General features: G+C 61.5%; 18 protein-coding genes. 9 read left to right on the forward strand and 9 right to left on the reverse strand.

Annotated elements, in window-relative coordinates:
- Window positions 1-40: 40 nt before the first annotated feature.
- Window positions 41-775: a Bax inhibitor-1/YccA family protein gene (locus tag ATE48_RS01575; RefSeq protein ID WP_066767170.1), complete on the reverse strand. Its 735-nt coding sequence runs from the start codon at window positions 773-775 to the stop codon at window positions 41-43.
- A 259-nt stretch (window positions 776-1034) separates the two neighbouring features.
- Here ATE48_RS01575 and ATE48_RS01580 point away from each other — a divergent pair, with 259 nt between their 5' ends.
- The 3 genes from ATE48_RS01580 to ATE48_RS01590 all read left to right on the forward strand — a co-directional run bounded on the left by ATE48_RS01580 (window position 1035) and on the right by ATE48_RS01590 (window position 6638).
- Window positions 1035-3794: a transglycosylase domain-containing protein gene (locus ATE48_RS01580; RefSeq protein WP_066767171.1), complete on the forward strand. Its 2760-nt coding sequence runs from the start codon at window positions 1035-1037 to the stop codon at window positions 3792-3794.
- 113 nt (window positions 3795-3907) lie between these two features.
- Window positions 3908-5971 (forward strand): alpha/beta hydrolase family protein, encoded by a 2064-nt coding sequence (locus ATE48_RS01585; RefSeq protein ID WP_066767173.1) that lies wholly within the window; start codon window positions 3908-3910, stop codon window positions 5969-5971.
- Window positions 5972-6077: 106 nt separating this feature from the next.
- Window positions 6078-6638 carry a cytochrome b gene (locus tag ATE48_RS01590; protein ID WP_066767174.1) on the forward strand — a complete coding sequence of 187 codons (561 nt, stop codon included), beginning with the start codon at window positions 6078-6080 and terminating at the stop codon, window positions 6636-6638.
- On the opposite strand, the gene ATE48_RS01595 is transcribed toward ATE48_RS01590, so the two are convergent.
- The gene (locus tag ATE48_RS01595; protein ID WP_066774488.1) at window positions 6635-7378 is read right to left on the reverse strand and encodes a M48 family metallopeptidase; all 744 of its coding nucleotides are present in this window, start codon (window positions 7376-7378) and stop codon (window positions 6635-6637) included. The genes ATE48_RS01590 and ATE48_RS01595 overlap by 4 nt on opposite strands.
- A 72-nt stretch (window positions 7379-7450) precedes the next feature.
- Here ATE48_RS01595 and ATE48_RS01600 point away from each other — a divergent pair, with 72 nt between their 5' ends.
- A complete protein-coding gene (locus ATE48_RS01600) occupies window positions 7451-7843 on the forward strand; it encodes a GFA family protein (RefSeq protein WP_083197107.1) in 393 nt (130 codons plus the stop codon).
- Here the strand turns inward: ATE48_RS01600 and ATE48_RS01605 are convergent.
- Window positions 7840-9135: a polyhydroxyalkanoate depolymerase gene (locus tag ATE48_RS01605; protein ID WP_066767178.1), complete on the reverse strand. Its 1296-nt coding sequence runs from the start codon at window positions 9133-9135 to the stop codon at window positions 7840-7842. The genes ATE48_RS01600 and ATE48_RS01605 overlap by 4 nt on opposite strands.
- Window positions 9136-9356: 221 nt before the next feature.
- A complete protein-coding gene (locus ATE48_RS01610; protein ID WP_066767180.1) occupies window positions 9357-10067 on the reverse strand; it encodes an SCO family protein in 711 nt (236 codons plus the stop codon).
- 115 nt (window positions 10068-10182) lie between these two features.
- On the opposite strand from ATE48_RS01610, the gene ATE48_RS01615 reads away from it, so the two are divergent.
- From ATE48_RS01615 to ATE48_RS01630, 4 genes are all read left to right on the forward strand, one after another.
- A complete protein-coding gene (locus tag ATE48_RS01615; protein WP_066767181.1) occupies window positions 10183-10971 on the forward strand; it encodes a phosphodiester glycosidase family protein in 789 nt (262 codons plus the stop codon).
- A gap of 75 nt (window positions 10972-11046) precedes the next feature.
- Window positions 11047-12351, forward strand: coding sequence for an ActS/PrrB/RegB family redox-sensitive histidine kinase (locus ATE48_RS01620; protein WP_066767182.1), 1305 nt, complete (start codon window positions 11047-11049; stop codon window positions 12349-12351).
- A 50-nt stretch (window positions 12352-12401) separates the two neighbouring features.
- On the forward strand, window positions 12402-12950 hold the full coding sequence (locus ATE48_RS01625) for an ActR/PrrA/RegA family redox response regulator transcription factor (protein WP_066767185.1): 549 nt from the start codon (window positions 12402-12404) through the stop codon (window positions 12948-12950).
- Between the two features lie 135 nt (window positions 12951-13085).
- Entirely contained in the window at window positions 13086-13322 is a 237-nt protein-coding gene (locus ATE48_RS01630; protein WP_066767187.1) for a hypothetical protein, read from the forward strand.
- Between the two features lie 7 nt (window positions 13323-13329).
- On the opposite strand, the gene ATE48_RS01635 is transcribed toward ATE48_RS01630, so the two are convergent.
- The 4 genes from ATE48_RS01635 to ATE48_RS01650 form a co-directional block, all read right to left on the reverse strand.
- On the reverse strand, window positions 13330-14418 hold the full coding sequence (locus tag ATE48_RS01635; protein ID WP_066767189.1) for an acyltransferase family protein: 1089 nt from the start codon (window positions 14416-14418) through the stop codon (window positions 13330-13332).
- Window positions 14415-15620, reverse strand: a complete 1206-nt coding sequence (locus ATE48_RS01640) for an exo-beta-N-acetylmuramidase NamZ family protein (protein WP_066767191.1) — start codon at window positions 15618-15620, stop codon at window positions 14415-14417. Before ATE48_RS01640 ends, ATE48_RS01635 begins: the two co-directional genes overlap by 4 nt.
- Window positions 15617-16138, reverse strand: a complete 522-nt coding sequence (locus ATE48_RS01645; protein WP_083197108.1) for a DOMON-like domain-containing protein — start codon at window positions 16136-16138, stop codon at window positions 15617-15619. The genes ATE48_RS01640 and ATE48_RS01645 overlap by 4 nt, the downstream gene beginning before the upstream one ends.
- Window positions 16139-16211: 73 nt before the next feature.
- Window positions 16212-17021, reverse strand: a complete 810-nt coding sequence (locus tag ATE48_RS01650; protein WP_066767193.1) for a hypothetical protein — start codon at window positions 17019-17021, stop codon at window positions 16212-16214.
- Between the two features lie 255 nt (window positions 17022-17276).
- On the opposite strand from ATE48_RS01650, the gene tyrS reads away from it, so the two are divergent.
- Window positions 17277-18533, forward strand: a complete 1257-nt coding sequence (gene tyrS / locus ATE48_RS01655; protein ID WP_066767195.1) for a tyrosine--tRNA ligase — start codon at window positions 17277-17279, stop codon at window positions 18531-18533.
- Here tyrS and ATE48_RS01660 read toward each other — a convergent pair.
- Complete coding sequence (locus ATE48_RS01660; RefSeq protein ID WP_066767197.1) at window positions 18530-22042, reverse strand: YhdP family protein; 3513 nt, start codon at window positions 22040-22042, stop codon at window positions 18530-18532. The two genes, tyrS and ATE48_RS01660, sit on opposite strands and share 4 nt — an antisense overlap.
- Window positions 22043-22158 lie beyond the last annotated feature (116 nt).

The raw sequence follows: 22158 nt of genomic DNA on the forward strand, positions 1-22158 counted from the left end.
GAAGCCAGGGCGTTTGCCGTACTCACCTGCGAGACGCCGCTTAGTTGCGCGGCGACATCAAGCTCAGGATGAATTGGAACAGGTTGATGAAGTTGATGTAGAGGCTGAGTGCGCCGTATGTCGTAGCAACAGACATCGCACGTTGGTCGCCGCCCAGCTGATAATACATGTGCTTCAGGCGCTGGGTATCGAACGCCACCAAACCTGCAAACACGAGCACGCCGATCACGGAGATCACGAAGCTCATCATGCTGCTTTGGATAAACATGTTCACGATCGATGCGATGATCAGACCGATCACGCCCATGATCAGAAACACGCCAAAGCCCGAAAGGTCGCGTTTCGTTGTGTAGCCCCAAAGGCTAAGGCCGCCGAATGCCGCGGACGTCGTCAAAAACGCCTTGGCTACGATCAGCATCCCGTCGGGAATACGCGCATAATAATAAACGAGCGCGCCCATGCCGACGCCGATAAGCGCGACCACGCTCCAATAGACTAGATTTGCACCTGTCGGTGACGGGTTACGCATCGCGAAGCTGGAAATCAGCAAGATCGCGAGCGGGCCGAACATAACCAAATATGCTTGCGGGCCAGAGAAGATCGCAGCCATCAGCGCCGGCGTTGTGCCGACCACCCAGGCGAGCCCCGCCGTCAGCGCCAAACCTAGCGCCATCTTATTGTAGATGCCGAGCATGAAGGCCCGAAGACCCGCATCGACGGCCATATCCGCTCGGCCGGTCGGTACCGATCGTGCCTGGGCGTGATAATCGGACATTAGATGTAACCTCCTGGTCGCGGAAGAATCCCGCAGCTTGCCTTTGACGAATATGGCGACGCCTTCCCCATGCGGCAAGAAAAAGCGGGGGCGCCACAGAGCGTTGCGCCTCTCCGCCACAGGCCTAGAATTGGGTCGAAAAGTGGCAAGGGAACTTTTCCCCGGCCACCGAGCGTTTCACGTCCGAGGGCCGTTCTGGCGCCATTCGGCGCCGTGGCGGTCGAATCGCGCTAGGAGCGAGCGCGGAGGGTGAGCCGGGGTGGCTGACGAGAACGATCCAAACCAGCCTGGGGACGACCCGCAGGCCGAAACGCCCAAAGAGGGCGATGGCGCAACGCCCCCTGTTGAGGGCGCGGCAAGCGATGCACTGCCGCCGAGCGAGCCATCGCCGGAGGTCAGCGACCCACTCGAAGAGACCTCCCCTATCATCGAGGCCGATGCCGAAGAACCGGCGCCTCCTGAAGAACCACCCGCTCCTGCGGAACTGGCGCTTCCAGAGGAACTGGCGGCGGAAGAACCAACGCCCGACGCATTGATCCATCCATCGCCGGAGGTCAGCGACCCACTCGAAGAGACCTCCCCTATCATCGAGGCCGATGCCGAAGAACCGGCGCCTCCTGAAGAACCACCCGCTCCTGCGGAACTGGCGCTTCCAGAGGAACTGGCGGCGGAAGAACCAACGCCCGACGCATTGATCCATGAGGAATTGTTCGAACACCCGGAGGCGGTCGATCCGCCACCGCCCGAAGAATTGCCCCCTATTCCTGACGACTTGCCAATCGCCGCACGGGACGCCGAGCCCGAAGCGATAGCCAGCGAACCCGCGCCGGTCCAACCGCCGGCGAAGACAAGCGACGAGCTTCCCGCTCAGTATTTCCGCGCCGCAGGCGACCCAGAAGAAGCGCAGGACGAGCCACCTGCAACGCTCTTAGGGCGCATTCAAGAACGCATCGCCACTACAGCGCGTGACGCGCGCACGGTGCTTGAGCCCAAGTGGGTGGCGTTCTACGGCGCGGCGCGCGCGTTCGGCGGCGAGATGTGGAACCGCCTGCGCGGCATCAAGCGTCCGCGCAATGTGCGTGAAGCTGCGGTTTGGAGCGGTTGGGCTGCGGCGGGCGGCGTCGCGCTCATAGTCGCGTTCTTCTTCTTCATCACATGGGATCTGCCGTCCACCGACGATGTATGGGAAGCAACAGGCAGCCAGTCGATCACCTTCCTCGATCGCAACGGCCACGTCATTCTGCGCGAGGGCGCACAGAACGCACCGCCTGTCGATCTCGCATCTTTGCCACCATACGTGGCGCAGGCTTTCGTCGCGATCGAGGATCGCCGCTTTTACGATCACTTTGGGGTTGATGTCGGCGGCATGATGCGAGCCGGCGCGGAAAACTTACGTGCGGGCCGCGTCGTGCAAGGCGGTTCAACCATCACTCAGCAATTAGCGAAGAACCTCTTCCTCACCAATGACCGCACGTGGCGGCGCAAATTCCAGGAAATCGCCATGGCGATTTGGTTGGAAGGCCGCTTCACCAAGGACGAAATTCTCGCACTCTACTTATCGCGCGTGTATTTCGGCGCCGGCGCGTACGGCATCGAAGCGGCTGCGGAGCGTTATTTCGATCGCCCTGCCCGTGAACTGACCCTCCTCCAAGCGGCGATGATCGCAGGCCTGGTGAAAGCGCCTTCCCGATTGAACCCAGCACGTCAGGATATTGCGGCGGCGCGCGATCGCGCCAGCGTTGTCCTCGATGAGATGGTCAATATGGGCTTCATCAGCGCCGCCGAACGCGAAGCGGCGCTGCAGCAGGAACTCACCATCAGCCGGCGTAATCCGGCGGGCGTGCTTTCCTACTATCGCGATTGGATCGATCCGCTGCTGAACGACGTCATCGGGCAACAGCGCGACGACTTTGTCGTTGAAACCACGATCGATATCGCAGCGCAGCGCGCGGGCGATGAAGCCATCAACGGCGTGTTGACCGAGCAAGGCGAAGCGCGCCGCGTGAGCCAAGCCGCATTGGTCGCGATGGACGATGAAGGCGGTGTTCGCGCGCTCGTTGGCGGGCGCGACTACGACCAAAGCCAGTTCAATCGCGCCACTCAGGCGCGGCGCCAGCCCGGCTCATCGTTCAAGTACTTCATCTACCTCGCCGCCATGGAAAATGGCCTAACGCCCTGGAGTGTGCGCGAGGACGCCCCGATTACGATTTACATCGATGGTCAGCCGCCATGGACGCCGGGCAACTACACCAACGAATTCCACGGCCCGACCGAACTCACGCGCGCCTATGCGCTCTCCTACAACATGGTTGCGATCCGTGTTGCGAATGAGGTGGGCGGTCAGAACGTGATCGATGTGGCGCGGCGCCTCGGCGTGCGCTCACCGCTCGCGAACTATCACTCGCTCGCGCTCGGCGCCCAAGAAATCACCCTGATGGAGATGACACAGGCCTACGGCGCCATGGCCTCCGAAGGCTACAACCTCGAAGCTCACGGCATCACCCGCATTCGCCGCGCCAGCAGCAACGAAACCGTTTGGGCGTTCCGGCAAGCTAACCGACACCGCGTGATCGAGGAGCGGCCGCTGCGCTACATGAACTACATGATGCGCCGGGTCGTCGATGCAGGCACGGGCGCCGCGGCTCGCATCTCTGGGCGCCAAGTCGGCGGCAAGACCGGCACCGGCAACGATTATCGCGACGCTTGGTTCATTGGCTATGTGCCAGGATTGGTCGCGGGCGTCTGGGCCGGCAATGACAACTTCACCGAAACCGGCCGCGTCACGGGCGGCTCGCTGCCAACGGAAATCTGGGCGCGCTTCATGCCGACGGCGCTCCGAAACACGCCAGTGCGTGCGCTCGAACTGCCGCGCGAAGAGGACTACGATACCGGCGTCACCGATCCGGAATCTCCAGAACTCACCGCCGTCGGCGCTCCCATCGGCGCAGTCATCGGGGCTCCGCAGCCAGCGCCGCCGGACAACGAAGATCGCTCGCTGGATTTCGGCCCCGAGGGCTAATCTTGCGCCAGATTCGGACCAGCGGACGTGTTTTCCCCCGCTGACAACCTCAGCCTCACAGGCTAAATCCGCTCGGCAAGGGCGACCGTAAACACGGCGTTGGGGGTATCTTCATGCAGCGAATACTTTTCGTTTTGTTGGCGGCTGCGTTCGCGCTGTCGGTTCCAGCATCGGCGCAGCAGCAAGCGCAGCGCGCTCCACTTGATTGGTTCTTGGGCTACGACGCGTTTCGTAGCGCCAGCATGTCGCCGGACGGCCATCACCTCGCGGTGCTCCGTCGCGATGCCGAAGGCGACACGCTTCTCGTCACCGATCTTCAAACCCGTCAAACGCGCGCAATCCAACGCGCACGCGCCGATCAAAGCTTGCAGATCGCGGGCGTGGGCTTTGCGTCAAACACGCGCCTCGTCTTCGTTCTGCAACAGCGCAACCGCGTTGAGTTCACGCGCCGCAGCGCGGTGCGCCGCGCCACCGTCGACGATGGCTTCGAAACCAACACGCGCATCTACGCGTCGAACCTCGACGGCTCGAACCTCATTCCGCTCTACAATCCGGCGGCCCAAGGCTTCGACGCTTACGTCGACGCGAACCTCGTCAGCACGCTTCCGAACGATGACGACAACGTTTTGCTCATTGTTCCGACCCAAGGCGGCGCAGAACTACGCCGCGTGAACGTCAACACCGCGGACGCAACAACTGTCGATCGCGGCACGCTGTTCACGTTCAACTGGGAAGTCGACGTCAACGGCACGCCGGTGCTTCGCCAAGACAGCGTGGGCAACGGTCGCGGCTATGCGTGGCTCCGTCGCGGCCCAGGCCAACGCAACTGGACCGAAATCGCCACCTATCGCGGCGCCGAGGGCGTCAACTCCGCGCCTGCATTCTCGCCGCTGGGCGCGGCAACACAGCCCGGGCAAGTGTTCGTCTCCGCACGCCGCGACGGCAGCGATACGAACGGCCTCTACGTCTATGACGCGAGCACCGGCGAGTACACCCAAACGGTGCAGACCAACGCGTCGTTCGACGTTTCAAACGCCGAGATCGATACAAAGCGCAGCATCATTCAGGCCGCGTGCTGGTGGGGTCAGCGTTGGACGTGCGAGCCCAAAGATCCGGGTTTTGCGGAGCGCTGGAACGCGATCAACCAAGTGCTCGGCGAGAACGTGAACATTTTCGTCGCCGATCAATCCGACGATCAAAATCTGTGGCTGATCCAAACCTTCGGTCCGCAGGATTTAGGCACGTACTATCTCTACAATCACCAGGCCCACTCACTGAACGTCGTGTTCCGTCAGCGTCCCGAAGCCAATGCGGCGTTGCTGCCATCCGAGCGCATCGTGAGCTACACGGTGTCCGACGGCCAGCAGCAATGGGGCTATCTGTGGTTGCCGCCGGGTGTCACCGAACCGCGCAATTTGCCGCTGATCGTCATCCCGCACGGCGGCCCAGAGGCACGTGACGTCTACGGCACAGACTTCATGGCGCATGCCGTTGCGGCCCAAGGCTATGCGGTGTTCCAACCGAACTTCCGCGGTGGCGGCGGCTTCGGACGGAGCTTCGTTGAAGCCGGTCACCGTCAATGGGGCCAACGCATGCAAGCAGACGTTGCCGACGGCACGCGCTACTTGTTCTCGCAAGGCATCGCCGATCCGCAACGCACCTGCATCGCGGGCTGGTCTTATGGCGGCTATGTCGCGTTCACCGCTTCGTTCATGAACACCGACATCTTCAAGTGCTCTGTCGCCGGCGCCGGCGTTTCGGACCTTCGTGCAATGCTGCGCTGGGTGCGGACCGGCTCACGTCGCAACGACGTCAATGGTGGCGGTGGCGGCGGCCAACAATCGCCGTTCTACCAATACTGGGCCGACGCCATCGGCGACCCAAACCGTGACGACGCCGCACTGGATCAATACTCGGCCGCGCAAAACGCAAGCCGTGTCACGATCCCGCTGCTCATCATCCACGGCGATGAAGACAGCACGGTGCCGATCCAGCAGAGCGAGATCATGCAGCGCGCGATGGAGCGCGCCGGCAAGCCGACCCGCTTGATCGTGCTGCAAGACGTCGACCACAACGTGAGCCCGATCCAGGGCGATGCGATGCGCACCGTGCTGACAGAGTCACTCGCGTTCTTCAACGAACACATCGGCCCAGGCGTCCAGCCCAACGGTCAATGAGAGTGACTAGCTAAAGCAAACAAAGGCTCCCCGCTTACCGCGCGGGGAGCCTTTTTCTTTTCTCAAGTTCCCTTCACTATCGCCAAAGAGCGATACGGAGCCGAACATGCAGATGATCAATTCGAAAGCGGGCTATGGCTGGCTCTCTATTGCACTGCATTGGATCGCTGCGCTCGCTATCGTGCTTATGCTGGTCACCGGCTTTCGCGCAGACTTCGCAGGCGAAGCCGGCGATCGAGCGGTGCGATCAATGCTGATGGGTTGGCATATTTCGCTGGGCGCCGCCTTCACGCTGGTGCTCCTCGCCCGCGTCTTCGCCAGCTATGCCCAGCCGCGGCCAACGCCGTTCGAGCAACCACCAGTTCTAAAATTCCTGTCGAGCGCCACTCACCAAATTTTGCTGCTCGCGATCCTAGTCCAAGTTGGTTCCGGCATTCTCGCAGTGTGGTCAGGCGGTCGTGCGATCAATGTCTTCGACGTGGTCTCAATCGCAAGCCCCTTTGCGGAACGCAATCAAGACGCCCATGAGCTCGCTGAATTGCTGCACGCGATCGGCCGTTGGACTATTGTCGGCGCGCTAGCATTGCATATGCTCGGCGCCCTGAAACACGCGATGATCGATCGTGATGGGGTGCTGCGCCGAATGTTGGCCCCAGCGAAGGCTTAGCGCGCCATACCTATAGCGTGGAGCTTACTGCCGTTTTCGTGTAGCCAATCGCGTCCAGTTTCATAATCCGGCATACACTTGTTCACGAGCGCCCAAAAGCGCCGTGAATGGTTCATCTCACGCAAGTGCGCGACCTCGTGCGCCGCAAGATAGTCCAGCACGAAAGGCGGCGCGAGAATGAGCCGCCACGAAAACGAAAGCACGCCGTCAACCGAGCACGAACCCCAGCGCGAGCGCAGTTCCTTCACTTGAATGCGCTCTGGTCGAACCCCGAGCGCGATCGCATGCGTCGCCACGCGATCTATAAGATCGGTACGCGCCTGATCCTTCAAAAATCGCAGCACCCGCGATTCAAACAGCGCCACATCGGGCGCCGGAACAACGAGCCGCGGCAGCAAGTCTTCTTCGATGAACGCGGGTTTGCGTCCGTGCTTGTAGACGAGCTCATGCTCAATGCCGCGCAGTGGCACGAATGAGCCTGGGGCGAGCGAAACACCACGCGGGAGCCGGGACAATTCTTGAGCGATCCAGCCTGCCCGCTCCGTCGCAAACTGCGCCGCGTGCTTCAAATGCCGCTTCGACGGCGCCGTCGCAATCGCCTCCCGGCGCGCAGGATCGATACGAACGGAGACATGGCGCGCGCGCGGGTTCACGATCAGCTTCACCGGCACACGGCGGCCATCGATTGTTTCGATCTCGGTCTGACCCGGCTCGACCTTCTGTCGCGAATCGAAGCGCATGCGCAAGAATCCCACGTCGCGCTTGTTAACGCGACCCGTCGCATGCGTTAGCGTGCGCCAAAGGGTTAGAAGATGGCTATCTATCGAGGCGCGTGTCACTGCGGCGCGGTCCAGTTCCAAATCGATAGCGAAATCACCGACATTTATACCTGTGATTGCTCGCTGTGCGCCAAGAAAAACGCATTGATGACCACCGTCCACGAGGACAGGTTCAAACTGCGAGCCGGCGCTGACCAGCTCACGCTCTATCAGTGGAACACCAAGATCGCGCGCCACTACTTCTGCAGCGTTTGCGGCATTTATCCGTTCCACCGCAAGCGCTCGATGCCCGATCACTACGCCATCAACGTTCGCTGTCTTGCTGATTTCGACGCAAGCGCCATTCCCGTCCGTCAGGCGGAAGGGAAGGCGATGACTTTGGCTGAAGAAAATCAGCCTGGCGGTTGGTCCGGTCCGAAAGCTTAGCTCTCGGCGACGAGCTTCAGCTTTGCGCGCTTGGCATTGCGCGACGCATTTGAGTGAAATGCACGCAGGAACTCGCGCACGCGCGGATAGATTTCCGTGCGGAAGCGACGTCCCGAGAAGACGCCATAATGGCCGACACCCGGCTGGATGTAGTCGCGGCGCATCTGCTCTGGAATGTTGACGCAGATGTCATGCGCAGCCTGCGTTTGGCCGATGCCGGAAATGTCGTCGTTCTCGCCTTCAACGGTGAGCAGCGCCGTCTTGGTGATCTTGCTCGGATCAACCTTGCGACCGCGATGCGTCATCGTCCCGTTGGGCAGGCGATACTCTTGGAAAATTTCGATGAGCGTCTGGATGTAGAACTCTTCGGAGAGATCCATCACGGCGAGATATTCGTCGTAGAATTTGCGGTGCTTCTCAGCCGGCTCGCCATCGCCCTTCACAAGGTTCTCGAAATAGCCTCTGTGCGCATCGACGTGGCTCGAAAGGTTCATGCCCATGAAACTGGCGAGCTGCACGAAGCCCGGATACACGCGCCGGAATGCGCCTGGATAGATCGCCGGCACCGTGTGGATCATATTCGTTTTGAACCAGTCGATGTCGCGCTGTTCGGCGAGCAGGTTTGGCGCCGTCGGCGATTTGCGCGCATCAATGGGCGAACCCATGATCGTCATGGTTGCGGGCGTGCACGGATCATCTTCTTGCGCCATCAGCGAAACCGCGGCGAGCACGGCAGGCCCCGGCTGACAAACAGCGACGACGTGGGTCTGCGGACCAAGCGCGCGCAGCATGCCCATCACATGATCGATGTAATCGTTGAGATCGAAGCGGCCCGCCATCACCGGCACCATGCGCGCATCAACCCAATCGGTGATGTAGACTTCGTGGTCAGGCAAGAATGCGGTCACGGTATCGCGCAGCAATGTCGCGTAGTGGCCAGACATCGGCGCAACAATCAGAACGGTCGGATCGACGCGCTCACCGCGCGCTGCGATGAGCGCTTTCGCGTCGCGTTCGAAGTGAAGCATGCCGCACCACGGCGTCGACCAAGCGCTCTTCGGTGTCACCGCCACCTCGACGCCATTGATGGTGGTCGTCGGCAAATTCCAAACCGGCTTGCTGTAGCGGCGCGTCATGGACTCGAAGAGCTCCGCAGCGGCGGCAGCCGTTCGGCCGGCCTCGGTATCTCCGAGCGGGTTCATCGGTGAGCGCAGCATCGAGGACTGCATGAGGGCCGCGATGCGCAAAGGCGCTACCGACAGATGGCCGAGTTCATATAGCGAATAGAGCATGCAAGCCCTTCTGCTGCGGCGCAGCAACCCATCGGGATAGTGCGCGCGCCCCTATTTCCAACAAGCTAAGACAACTCAATAGGCGAGCCTTTCGCATTGCAGCGCCGGGCTGGCGATATGTCGTAGGTCTTAACCGGTCCCCCAAAACGAGGTCCAAGGAGCCTCGTCGGCTCAGTGTAGTGGAGATGACACCCAGTGCAACGCGCCACCACTTCCCATAATCAGGGAAGGTCCGTCCGTTCAAGGCCAGCGGCAATGCACGCGGCGATTGCTGCAGGGGCTACCGGCGCCATCGGGCTAGCGGGGTCCATTGGATCAGCCCGGTTCATTGTCGGGATAATGGAGACTGTCCGCCAATTGCGATCGAGGACGTAGAGCAAAGACGAATGGTCGACGTTGTACACATCGGCTGGCGCGCCTGGAATTTCGACCTTGCCGTGATGGACTTGGAACGCGCTTGCGGCGGCGTTCACCTGCTCACGCGTACCGCTCAGACCGACGAGCCCCGGTGGAAATCCTTCGGTGCGCGTGTACGCCCCCATCCGCTGCGGCGTGTCTCGCTCGGGATCGACCGTGATGAGTACCGGTTGGACGTCATAACCGCCCGGTTCCGCCAAAGCTTCGGCCAGGGCGTACATGCTCGACGGGCACACATCTGGGCAGTGGGTAAAGCCAAAATAGACCACCGCAGGTTGGCCCACGAAGTCAGCTTGCGTCACACGCGCGCCGTTTGAATCAACCAAATCGATGGCGCCACCCACCGCGTCGGCGTTGCGCAGAATGCAGTCGCGAGGCGCCGCAGCTTGCTTGGCGCCATCTCCATTCGTGCCCACCAGCAGCATGGCGCCCAAGGCCGCCAAGCCCGCGACAGCGACAGCGGGGACAACGGCGCCGGTCAAGTTGCGGCGAGGCGTTTCGACGGGCTCTGGCATTGCAGAAGCTTGGGGCCGCCTGCGCAACGTTATCAACGCGGCGCGACCGCACAGGGGGCGCAATGCCGCAGGCAAAGCTTGAGCCCTGCTGCGAATTTGCGCATGTGGCGTTTAGATGAATTTCGCGCGGACGCCCCTGATCGCAATCGCGACACTTATCGGCCTCGCCGCAGCTGTTGGCCTCTTCGTGCTGCCGCGTATGCAGAACCGGGACGCGCCCTGCGAAGTGCGCGAGTTCGAGACTTCCCGCTTTGTCGTCTGCACCTTCGATGCGCGGCGCCAGGATATGCGGCTCTATTCTCATGCACGCGACGGCGGCTACCTTCGAAGTTTCGAAACGCTCCAGAACGAACTCACAGACCGGGAGATTCACGCCGTTCGCTTCGCCATGAACGCCGGCATGTTCAACGATGCAGGCGCGCCCATCGGCCTTTATGTCGAAGACGGCGAAGAACAAAAATCGATCTCCCTGACCGACGGCCCCGGCAACTTTCACCTAAAACCCAATGGCGTGTTCTGGCAGGGCCAAGACGGCGCGCTGCACATCGACGTTTCCGACGATTATGCGCGTGAGCTTCGTTCGCCTCGCTGGGCGACGCAGTCCGGTCCAATGCTCGTCATCGATGGCCAATTGCATCCACGCTTCGCCGAAGACGGGACCTCGCGCTTCATTCGCAACGGCGTCGGTGTGTTGGACCAACACACAGCATACTTCGTCATCAGTTCGGGGTTTGTATCTTTCGGCCGATTTGCGCGGTTCTTTCGCGACGAACTGCACTGCCGCGACGCGCTTTTCCTCGATGGCGCTGTCTCCAGTATTTGGGCGCCCTCAGTCGGCCGATATGACGACAATCACGATCTTGGCCCGATGGTCGTCATATCCAATCGCCCCCGCACGCGCTGAGCATCATATGAAACTGTATTCTCTCTACGCTTTTTACCCCCTTGAGCGCGACGCCGCGCCCGGCGAATAGAGGCCATGGCTGTCACCGAGTCCCGCGCCCCGGCCCCGATCCCCAGCGTTTGGAGCGCGACAAGCCGCGTTCGGATCAGAACCCTGGTGCTGCTCCGCTGGCTCGCGATTGCCGGCCAAACCGTTGCCGTGCTCTTCGTCCGCTACGGGCTCGAGGTCGATTTTCCCCTCGACTGGGCGCTCGTGGCGATCGGCATTTCAATCGTCGTCAATCTCATTTTGACGCGTCGAAGCCAAGAGCTTGCGCGTGAATGGGAAGCGGCGGCGCAACTTGCTTATGACGCGGTTCAGCTTGCAGTGCTGCTCGCGCTTACGGGCGGCCTTCAAAATCCATTCGTGTTTCTCTTCGTCGCGCCTGTCGCCGTTAGCGCCACCGTTTTGCGGCCAGCTGTTACAGCAATGCTGGCGGCGCTTACCTTTTTCTGTGTCGGCGCAATTTCGGTCTGGCGGCTGCCTCTGCCTTGGCCGGATGACTCGGCCTTCGTCATGCCTCCACTTTACCAGATGGGCATCGCGGCCGCTGTGCTGGTCGGCCTTGGCTTCACGAGCGTTTACGCTTGGCGCGTTGCGGCCGAAGAGGAACGCCTCAACATCGCACTTGCCGCCGTGCAGGCGGTGCTATCGCGCGAACAGACACTCTCGGCATTAGGTGGCCTGGCCGCAGCAGCCGCGCACGAACTCGGCACGCCGCTCGCAACCATTCACCTCGTCGCCAAAGAGATGACGCGCGAATTGAGTCCAGACGATCCACGTTACGAAGATCTCCAATTGCTCGTGACCCAGAGCGAGCGTTGTCGCGGCATCCTTGCGCAACTCTCCGCCAATCGTGAACGCGGCGACGTCATGATCCAGCGTGCGCCGATCCGTTCGCTGCTGGAAGAAGTCACCTCACCGCACGAAGGCTTGGGCGCTGAGATCGTCATTGTGACGGAAGGCGAAGGGGCCCTTGAAGTCCGCCGTATGCCAGAAATCGTTCACGCACTTGGCGGGTTCGTTGAGAACGCGGTTGGGTTCGCCCGCTCGCGCGTCGAGATAGAGGCGCGCTGGACGCGCGATGACGTCGAGATCGTTGTGCGTGACGATGGGCCCGGATTTGCTTCCGCTATCCTCAACCGTCTGGGTGAGCCCTACCTGACAGAGCGCGACGAAGAAGGCATCGCTGGCGGTCTTGGCCTTGGCTTCTTCATTTCTAAAACACTGCTGGAGCGGACCGGCGCGAAGCTGGAGGTTCGCAACCGCCGTCCGCCAAACAGAGGCGCTTTGGTCAAAGCCGTCTGGCCGCGAGCCTCCATCGAAGCGCCCGCGCTTTGAAATCGCAGATAAAGTAGCTAGATAAGACCTAGCTGGAGCCTCGTGAGCTGATGACCACCGAAGCGCCCCTAGAAGGCGAAAAAACTCTCCTCATTCTTGATGACGACGCGGCGTTCCGCACGCGTTTGGCGCGTGCGTTGGAGCAACGCGGCTTTGAGGTGCTTGCCGCATCAAGCGTGGCCGAAGCGAGCGAAATCACGACAAAGACCCCGCCGGCATATGCGGTCCTCGATCTGCGCCTCGAGGACGGCTCGGGCCTCGCGGTCGTTGAAGCACTGAACAAGAGCCGCCCCGACTGTCGCGTCGTGATCCTGACGGGCTATGGCGCCATCGCGACCGCGGTGGCCGCAGTGAAGGCTGGCGCCATCGATTATCTGGCAAAGCCCGCCGATCCCGAAGACATCGTCAAAGCCTTGCTGGCCTCGCCGGATGAAAAACCCGAGCCGCCAGAAAATCCGATGTCGGCAGATCGCATCCGCTGGGAGCATATTCAGCGCGTCTACGAATTGTGCGGTCACAACGTGTCCGAGACCGCCCGACGCCTCAACATGCACCGCCGCACGCTGCAGCGCATTTTGGCCAAGCGCGCACCGCGTTAACGGGCCACGTCGCCAAAGTTATCCACAACCGGAACATGAAGCCTTCGCAAGTCGTCGCGCTTCATCGTTGGCGCATCCGTTTCGATACGATAACGACAATGAGCGCACCCCGCGCACGACATAAGGTTGAGGGACATGTCCAACTGGTTTGCAGACAAGCTCGGGCCCGATCCGCGCTTCAGTGGGCAGAACAAGCCTGGACAGGCCGCCCCCGCGCCACGCGCGCAGGCCGCGCCGCCACAGGCGAAGGCGGCGCCACAACCCGCTCGCGCCCCGGAGCCACAGCGCCAGCAAGCACCCGCACCACAACCCGCGCCAAAGCCAGCCCCGCCACCACAAGAGCCGCCGAAGAAGAAAAAGGGCTGGTTCTAGTAACGGGCTACTTGGCCGCTCGCTTCGGCAGTCTGATGCGTTCAAGAGGCGCAAACAGCAGTCCCAGTGCGACCGTAAGCACGATCGCGGCGATCCACACGACGTAGATGCTGAGCCCCCACTCGCCACCGGCATATGCCGCGAGCGAGTAGGCAAGGCCTTGCCAGAGATAGAGCGAGTAACCAGCACGCATAAACGGCTCCAGCAATGGAGAGGCCGCAAGTGTGTTGAGTTGACCCGCATTGATGAGGCGCCCACAAATGAGCAACACGCCGATCCAAGCACACGAAAACAAGAAGAAGATCGCGTTCGGCGGAAACTTATTGTGCTGCATGTCGATCGTCACACTCGCGGGTAGCAGCCACGCAGCCGCGAACATCCCCGCCAACGCGAACACAAGAACGATGGCGTAATCACCGACGCTCCAGCGCTTAGGCATCGCGGCCAAAGTAAAACCGAAGGCCGCCCAGAATGAGTAGAACACAACGTTCTTAATCAGTTGGTCGTCCAACGGCGCAGGGAACGTGAACTGACCTAGTCCCCAAACCAAAAGGCCCGCACTCACAGCAAGCATCCAAGGCTTCACAAACGCGGGCAAACGCGCGGACGCAAAGACTGGCATGAGCGCGGTGACGAGTAGGAACGGCGCGACAAACCACAGATGCCAACTCAGCATTTTCCAGGTGTGTCCGGCGCCGCGCGTCACGGGATTGAGCCATGACCACAACCGCGCTGCACCCTCGGCGAGGCTGAGTTCACCGTCCCACTTAATGGCGCTCACCAAGACGGCCGCACTCAAAACATAGACTGCGTAGGGCACATAGATGCGAACGCCGCGGCGCAGCAGAAAATCAAAATAGTTCGCCGGTTTGAGACGCCCCTGCTTGGCGCCCTCACCCAGAAAATATGCAGCGCCTGTGATCAGGAAGATCGGCGGCATCTCAAAAAGCAACAACGAGCCTGGGCCGCGCGGCGCCACCCCAAGCCAGAATATGCCGTGGATCACGATAATGACCCACGCCATCAACAATCCACGCGCTACATCAAGGCCAGCGTTGCGACCCGATTCGATTGGGGGCGCAGGCGCGTCGCTCAATAGATCAGGTGCTTTGCGCGTTCAGCGATCCAGGCCTGCTCATCGGGCACGGTTATCGCATCGAGATCGCCAGCGACAGTGTCGGGCTCGTCCACCCATTCACGCAGCAACGGCGATCCGTTGATCACGTCGATCGCAAGTTTGTCGAACACGTATTCGTACGAGAACTCACGCCACAATTCATAGTCAGGATAGAGCCGCCTGATAGCCTTGAAAGCGAGCGCCTGCACTCGCCAAGGCTTGAAGGCCTCGTGATTATAGTGCGCGGGATCTTCGCAGTGAATTTGAACACCGTGGCAGAGTTCGCCCTCCCATTTGTGAAAGGTCGGCTCGAACCAAATCTCTCGCAGCTTACATCCGGCGAGCCACTGCGGCGCGAACCGCTCCATCTCGTTCAACACATCGCGCGCGTTGATGTCGGCTGCGCCGAATATCTCGAGCGGCCGCGTCGTGCCGCGTCCCTCAGATAGCGTGGCGCCTTCCACCATCACCGTGCCGGCATAAGCGCGCGCCATCCAAAGGTTTGGCGCGTTGGGTGAAGGGTTGACCCAGGTACGCTCGCCTAACGGCCAGCCGTAACCGGGCGCGTCGTCGGGCCGATAACCTTCCATCTCAATGACACGATACCTGACGTTGAGTTTGTAGTGCTCGATGAACCAATGACCGAGTTCGCCAAGCGTAAGGCCGTGCCGCATCGGAATCGGGCCGGCGCCCACAAAACTCTCCCAGCCACGGCGCAGCGTTAGCCCTTCAACCGGCCGGCCGGCGGGATTTGGGCGATCCAGAACCCAGACTTCCTTGCCGTCAGCAGCGCAGGCCTCAATCATGTAGAGAAGCGTCGTGATGAACGTGTAGATGCGGCAGCCAAGGTCCTGCAGATCGATCAGGACGACATCGAACGTTGACATCATCTGGCCAGTTGGCCTGCGCTGATCGCCGTAGAGGCTGAACACCGGGATGCCGTGGGCTGGATCGGTGTAGTCACGCGACTCCACCATATTGTCCTGCTTATCGCCCTTCATACCGTGCTGCGGCCCGAACGCAGCCGAGATGTTCACATCGTCCAGCGCCATAAGCGCATCAAGCGAGTGGGTAAGATTGCGCGTCACCGAAGCTGGATGCGCCACTAACGCCACGCGCTTGCCTTTCAACGCCGCACGCAACGACGCATCTTCCAGCAGGCGATCAATGCCGAACTTCATGCCAGCTCCAAAACAAAACCATCTGAGTGATGAAAGTCCGCCTTGCCCGGTGGATGCTTCAACGCCCAGTACGACTTAGCCCCGTCCGTCTCTTCAATGACCGCCGTCAGCGCCAACTGCCAAGGCTCATCGTTGGCCGGCAGATAAATTAGCGCATCGACATCGATATGCGTGGCGTTAGCGCCTGTAATGATCGCGGGCGGCGAGAGCTCCGCCAGCGCCATACCCTCGCGATAATCCGTGAAGTGGTAAGCTGCCCATTTGCTCGAAGGCGACAAATTGAACTCGTAATAACCAGCACCCGGAGCTGCCTCGACGAACGCCTCAAAACACGTCGTCCGCCACAGATCATCGGTCCGCTGGGGCTCAGACGGAGGCGCAAGACTGATGCTCGCGATCCGCCCGGCGACGGTGTAGCGCAACGCTAAAATTCCGGGCTCCGGACGAGCGACGGCGACATCGATCCGATCGACGGCGGCGCTTGGCGTGTCCGAATGGCAAATCAATTGGTGCAGCACGGCGCACGCCTAGCACATCGAGAGTTTAAGAACGCAGTAACGCCCTGCTTCAGAGGCAACGAAACACCCAACTTTATGGGCTTGGCGGGGCGGCTTTCGGCGCAAACAACCAAAACGCTGCAGCGCCGAAGGGCGTCGATGCGCTGAACACCCAGCCATCAAACGCCGAGCCGCTCCATGTCGCGCCGGCGCCGAAAAGCTGCACCGAAACCGGCAGGAACGAGAGCGCATGCGAGGCTGTATCGGCGTAAATTGTTCCGACGCCCAAAGCGATAGCGATGAGCCAAAGCCAACGAGGCTTCAGCCCAGGCCGAAACAGTGCGATCCAAAATGTTACCAGTATGAACAGCGGGAAGATCACCGCCGCCGCGATCACAGCCTGCACCGCCGGAGGCTCCGCCATAAAGTCGAATGTTCGCGCTGCAAGCTCCTGGCGCGACATCACGTTCACATGGAAACCCGAGACCTTCCATGGGTCACGTGCAGCGACGCGATAGAGCGTCGTCTCGGCACGTACAACGTGGCCGGGATATTCGTACTCCCGCACACCCCAAAAGCGATTGCCGTCCGCGCCAGTGGCAATGCGAAACGTCGTGAGGCGCGACGATGTCGCCTGGCCCGTCGGCAACAAAGCCTGAATGCGATCGATCTCGGCTTGCGTCGCCTCGTTGCTCGCGACCAAGCTCGCGATCACTTCAGCATCGCGCCCGTGCGAGACATTGTCGTAGGGCGCGACGAGCGCCGCCATGTCTTCTGGACTTACACCCGGCACATTGCTGAAATCCGGCCTCCAGATCCCTGCCCCCATGACGCCGAGGGTCGCCATACCGCCGATGACGAACACACCCGCCAAGAGTGCGAGACTTGAGCGTCCCCAAGGCATGCACGCTCCTTGTTTTATCGCGAGGAGTATCGAGGAGCCACCGGAAGACCGCAACGACTGCGTTGGTTGAGCCTCCTTGACCGGCAGCGACGCTGCGGCGTAGCAACGGCGACATGTCGACGTCGGCCGCCCTCGTCCAAAACTATTACCGCCCGCTCAATTAGCGGGCCGCGACAGCACGCCCGCCACACAGGCCGGGATGTGCGCTCGACAAAGACACAGCTCCGGCCCCAAAAGTCCGCCAGGAGTTTACCCTTGACCACCGAAGCCAACCTCCAGTCCCCATTCCTCCGCGACGCCGTCGCGCGTGGTCAGTTCCACCAATGCACTGACCTTGAAGGATTGGACAAAGCCGCGCTCGCGGGCGTCACCGGCTATATCGGCTTCGACATGACGGCGCCGTCGCTGCACGTCGGCAACCTCACACAAATCATGTACCTACGCCGCCTTCAGCAGGCAGGCGGCAAGCCGATCGTGCTCCTTGGCGGCGGCACGACGCGGGTCGGCGATCCTTCTGGCAAGGAAGAGATGCGCCAGCTCTTGAGCGAAGAGCAGATCGTCAAGAACACGAACTCCATTCGCGGCACGTTCGAGAAATTTCTGAAATTCGGCGACGGGCCGAGCGACGCAACCCTCGTCGACAATTCCGAGTGGCTCTTAAAGCTCAACTATCTGGAGTTCCTGCGCACGGTTGGCCGCCACATGAGCGTCAACCGCATGCTTTCGATGGACAGCGTGAAGCTGCGGCTTGAGCGCGAGCAGCCAATGAGCTTCATCGAGTTCAACTACATGATCCTACAGGCCTACGACTTCGTAGAGCTGAAGAAGCGCTACAATTGTTCATTGCAGATGGGCGGCTCAGATCAGTGGGGCAACATCGTCAACGGCGTCGAACTCGGCCGTCGCATGGAGAGCTACAACCTCTTCGGCCTCACACAGCCGCTGATCACCACGGCGTCAGGCGCCAAGATGGGAAAAACCGCAGATGGCGCTGTTTGGCTCAACGCCGATATGAAAAGCCCGTACGAATACTGGCAATACTGGCGCAACAGCGAAGACGCCGACGTCGGCCGCTTCTTGAAGATCTTCACCGACTTGCCGCTCCACGAGATAGCGCGCCTCGAAGCGCTTCAAGGCGCTGAGATCAATGACGCAAAGAAAGTGCTCGCAACCGAGGCGACGGCGCTTCTCCACGGTCGTGACGAAGCCAACAAAGCGCAAGAAGCAGCGCGCGCGACATTCGAACAAGGCGCTCGGAGCGACAACCTTCCGACCTTCCCCGTGACGAGCGATGAGCTCGCTCAGGGACTTCGCGTGACCGCGGCGTTCACACGCGCGGAATTGGTCGCGTCGAATGGTGAAGCCAAGCGCCATATCAGCGCAGGCGCGCTCCGCGTGAACGACAACGCAATCTCGGACGAAGCAGCGATGCTCACCAGCGCCGATGTTGTCGACGGCGCGATCAAACTCTCGCTCGGCAAGAAGAAGCACGCGCTGTTGCGCGTAACTTAGGGCAACGCATCCAACAGCGTACCGCCGCCACCCGCTTCTGTCGGCGTGTTCGGGTCGGGTGCGATTGGCGTCGAGCCTGACGGGTTGAACATGTGGGCGCCGCCTGTGTTGCGCGCAGGCGCTTCGGCTTCACGCTGCGGCACGGGCTCGAATATGCGGCGCAAGATGCCCGGCGTCAGCGCAGAGACGGGGTTCACACCCACGCGCGGCTCCGCAGCATGGCCATTGATCGAATAGGTCATCCCGAACACGCCTTCGCCGCGACGTGACACCAACAAGTCGCCGATCACCGGGATGCTGCCAAGCATTGAGAGATTGAGCATTGGTGAGGGGGCGACGACGCCGTCAATATCGAGATTGTCGCGCGTGATATCGTAACTACCAGCCCCGGTGAGCCCCAGCGATGGGCCAGCCATACGACCTTCCGCGAACTGCAGACGATTGTTCGCATACGTCATCTCGGCGTCGAGCGCCAGGAAACCGATGCCGTCGCCGTTGAGCATTTCAGTTAGCCCCGTCAGCGAACCCGCGGACGAAAGAAGTCGCGCCATCGCAGGCAAGCGCACGACCTGGAAGTCGCGCATGCCAACGTTAAAGCGCGCTTGGCTCTGAGCGCCGCCGCGCCAATCGCCATCAGCCGACGCGGCGCCGCCAACGACGTTCTCCGCCCCCGTCAGCGCACGAACCGCAAAGCCCGCATCACCCGCGCGAAAACGCACACGGCTACGCGCGTCGCCGGCGCGCTGGCCTAATGTCAGTGAGAATGACTCTCCTCCCGGGGAACGCCCTTCGGCGGAGAGCGTCATCAAGCCCTCACGCACCGTCGCCACGTGCACGTTTGCGTCCGCCAAGGTCGCGCCACCGCGCATCTTTAGCCGATCGACAATCACACTTGCGCGCATGGCGCCAGAATCGAGCGTTGAGCCTTGTGCAGCTGTTGGCGTGGCCGTCCCGCCTTCGGGCGGCGCCTGCGATCCCATGAAGGGCTCGGCGTTGAACATGGCGCCGCGAATACTCACCACCAGAGCGCCGTCTTGAGCGCGCGCGGCGGTTAAGCGCGCATCGGCGCTGCCTTCGACCACGAGGCGCGGTAGATCGACTTCCATCAGTGTGTTGTCGCGCGCCAACCGCACGCGCCCTTGAGCGAGCAATCCGCCGCCACGGGCGTCGATATCATTGAACGCCAAACCACCATCACTCTGGCGCTGAACAACAAAGCGCGCCGAAGCCGCTTGGCCCGCACGCTTGGTCCAGAAGTCACGCGGCAATTGCACCGCAGCGTTGCGCAGATCAAGATCGATACGCGCATTGTCAACGTCAAAGCCGCGGCCCTGACCGGTAACGGTCACGCCAATGCGCCCTTGCGCATAACGTGCAACCGGATACCCGAGCCGTTCCAAATCATTCGCGTCGAAATCGCCGGAAATTTGATATTCGGACGACGACGCGTCATCCGGACGGCCAATATATTCGGTCCAGCGCACATTCTGGATCGCGGAATCGCCGGCGCGAATGGGGCCGCTCACAGTGACGGCGCGCTGGTCACCGCGCACAGTCAGCTGCCCGTTGCTCAGCGCCACGTTCCGCGTCGACATGTTGCCGGCGAAGTCACGGATTGCACCGTCAACCGTAAACCGCCACGCTTCAAACGGCGCATCGCGCACCATCGGGCGTTGGATCCGCACGTTTACGCTACCACGCCCAGTCGCGCTCGCCGCATCGATCGGCAGTCGCTCACCGAGCGAAATAGGCTCCATGGCGAGCACTTCGAGCAACGGACGCGCATCGCCGTCCACGTGTGCGGAGATCGTCATCATCTGACCATCGGGCTTAAACCGCGGCGCCTCGATGCGGCCGTTGGTGACAGGCATGCCGTGGAAGCGCGCTTCAGGCACCACCATGCTGAAACTGTTGCCGCGCAAAATGCCCGATCCGCGCGCGTGCGTGACCGGCGACATCGTAGAAATGAATTCCATCGACGCACTGTCGACGTTGAAGCGCACGTCGATGGCGTCGTCCTGGAGCGCGCCGTCGATCAGGTCACCAGGCAGGACGTTGATATGAACGGTGGCGTCCGTGACGCGTCCACCAGTGATCGTTCGTGCGAGGTATTCACGCACGCTCTCGCCGAGACCCACCGGCCACATGTGCATGACGGCGCGCGCATCGACGGCGCCTTCAAGCGCGCCATCAAGCTGCACTCCGGTGTGAGCGCTACCATCGACATCAGTCCAATAAAGCCGGCCAGTCCCGTTGAACCTGCCGTCGCCGGCCCGGGCGGTGATCCGGCTGACATTCACGGTGCGCTGCGCCGAAATAATTGAGCCGGCAACCTCCACGTTCGTAATCGCAAGCGGTTCGGCAAACGTGCCAGGCACATCAACACGCATCGAGGGCAGCGAAATGTTGAACGCCGCCGGCTCGTTGGGCGCAGCACGCATGATTGCGGAAACATCACGGACGCGAATATCGCCGCCGATGCGCGTGCGATCTCCCGCCAGCGCGATCTGATCGATTATGAGTTCGTCGCTATCGATATCGTAATGTCCGTGGAGGCGCCCGCCACTGAGACTTAAGCGATCGCCGGCAACATCGGCAGAACCTTCGCCAATGACGACGTCGCCTTCAAAGCGATTGACGCCGGCTTCACGGTCCATGCCCACCGAGATGTTCATGGTGACGGGGGCGTCTAGACCCGCGAATGGTCCGAGCGCCGCTTGTGAGAACAACGCGCGAGGCCGCGCATTCTGCGCGCCGAATTCAATCAGAGCGCTTTGAAAGCGCGTATCAGTTGTGATGCGCAGCGTCGCCGGCGCTATACCTTCGGCGCCCTCCAGCTCAGCGCTTCCAAACAACGCCAATGATCGTCCGCGACGGGCAAGTTCGATGCTCGCCGCATCAGCTGTCCAGCGGCCGCCACCCGATTCATCGATGAGCGTGAGCGCCGCGCCGCGCACCGAGACCTCGCGCAAACTTCCGCCGGCGCCAACCGGTTTGAACGCAGCCTCCATGCTGTCGAGCACGCGCGCAACACGCTCTTCGAGCGTCTCGTTGGTGATAACGGCGGGAATGATGATGTCCGGCGGGGACCCTTCTGGACCGAACGCGATATGCATCGCGCCGTTGGGCCTCCGCGTGAAAGTAATCGCGCCGCCGATAAATTCCGCGCGCGAGACAGAGATGCGCCCGATCAGGAGCGGTAGCACATCGAGCGATATCCGCGCTTCATCCGAGCGCGAAAGCACGCCGCCGCGCCCGTCCTCGACCGTCACCCCAATCGCGCGCAGTTCGAGCGCGCCACGTGGATTCCAGGCCAGCTCCACCCGCTCGATCCCGACCGGCCGGCCAGACCGCGCCTGGCTAAGCTCGGTTTCGATCTGATCGCGCATTGAATTGAGTTCGATGGGGCCCTGGCTGAAGCGCCACCAAGCGACCCCGACACCGATTGCGAGCGCCGCAACCAGTCCAAGTAAAATCTCGACAGCAATGAGCGTCGAGCGGCGTATCATCCGGCGTGCTCCAGCGCCCCGCGCAAGTATCTAGCGCGCTTTAGGAATTTGACGCAAAGCAAAGCCCCAGCCCGATCGCAGCTGGCGACGAACCGAACGGCCCAAGGGCCGCGAGC

The sequence above is a fragment of the Candidatus Viadribacter manganicus genome (assembly GCF_001679665.1).
GTDB classification, from domain to species: Bacteria; Pseudomonadota; Alphaproteobacteria; order Caulobacterales; family Aquidulcibacteraceae; genus Vitreimonas; species Vitreimonas manganica.

Coding starts and splice junctions, on each gene's coding strand:
- ATE48_RS01610 (WP_066767180.1), bottom strand. CDS start 10,067: ATGCCAGAGCCCGTCGAAACGCCTCGCCGCAACTTGACCGGCGCCGTT.
- ATE48_RS01605 (WP_066767178.1), bottom strand. CDS start 9,135: ATGCTCTATTCGCTATATGAACTCGGCCATCTGTCGGTAGCGCCTTTG.
- ATE48_RS01625 (WP_066767185.1), top strand. CDS start 12,402: ATGACCACCGAAGCGCCCCTAGAAGGCGAAAAAACTCTCCTCATTCTT.
- ATE48_RS01615 (WP_066767181.1), top strand. CDS start 10,183: ATGAATTTCGCGCGGACGCCCCTGATCGCAATCGCGACACTTATCGGC.
- ATE48_RS01585 (WP_066767173.1), top strand. CDS start 3,908: ATGCAGCGAATACTTTTCGTTTTGTTGGCGGCTGCGTTCGCGCTGTCG.
- ATE48_RS01660 (WP_066767197.1), bottom strand. CDS start 22,042: ATGATACGCCGCTCGACGCTCATTGCTGTCGAGATTTTACTTGGACTG.
- ATE48_RS01590 (WP_066767174.1), top strand. CDS start 6,078: ATGCAGATGATCAATTCGAAAGCGGGCTATGGCTGGCTCTCTATTGCA.
- ATE48_RS01600 (WP_083197107.1), top strand. CDS start 7,451: ATGGCTATCTATCGAGGCGCGTGTCACTGCGGCGCGGTCCAGTTCCAA.
- ATE48_RS01620 (WP_066767182.1), top strand. CDS start 11,047: ATGGCTGTCACCGAGTCCCGCGCCCCGGCCCCGATCCCCAGCGTTTGG.
- ATE48_RS01595 (WP_066774488.1), bottom strand. CDS start 7,378: ATGCGCTTCGATTCGCGACAGAAGGTCGAGCCGGGTCAGACCGAGATC.
- ATE48_RS01575 (WP_066767170.1), bottom strand. CDS start 775: ATGTCCGATTATCACGCCCAGGCACGATCGGTACCGACCGGCCGAGCG.
- ATE48_RS01640 (WP_066767191.1), bottom strand. CDS start 15,620: ATGAAGTTCGGCATTGATCGCCTGCTGGAAGATGCGTCGTTGCGTGCG.
- ATE48_RS01630 (WP_066767187.1), top strand. CDS start 13,086: ATGTCCAACTGGTTTGCAGACAAGCTCGGGCCCGATCCGCGCTTCAGT.
- ATE48_RS01650 (WP_066767193.1), bottom strand. CDS start 17,021: ATGCCTTGGGGACGCTCAAGTCTCGCACTCTTGGCGGGTGTGTTCGTC.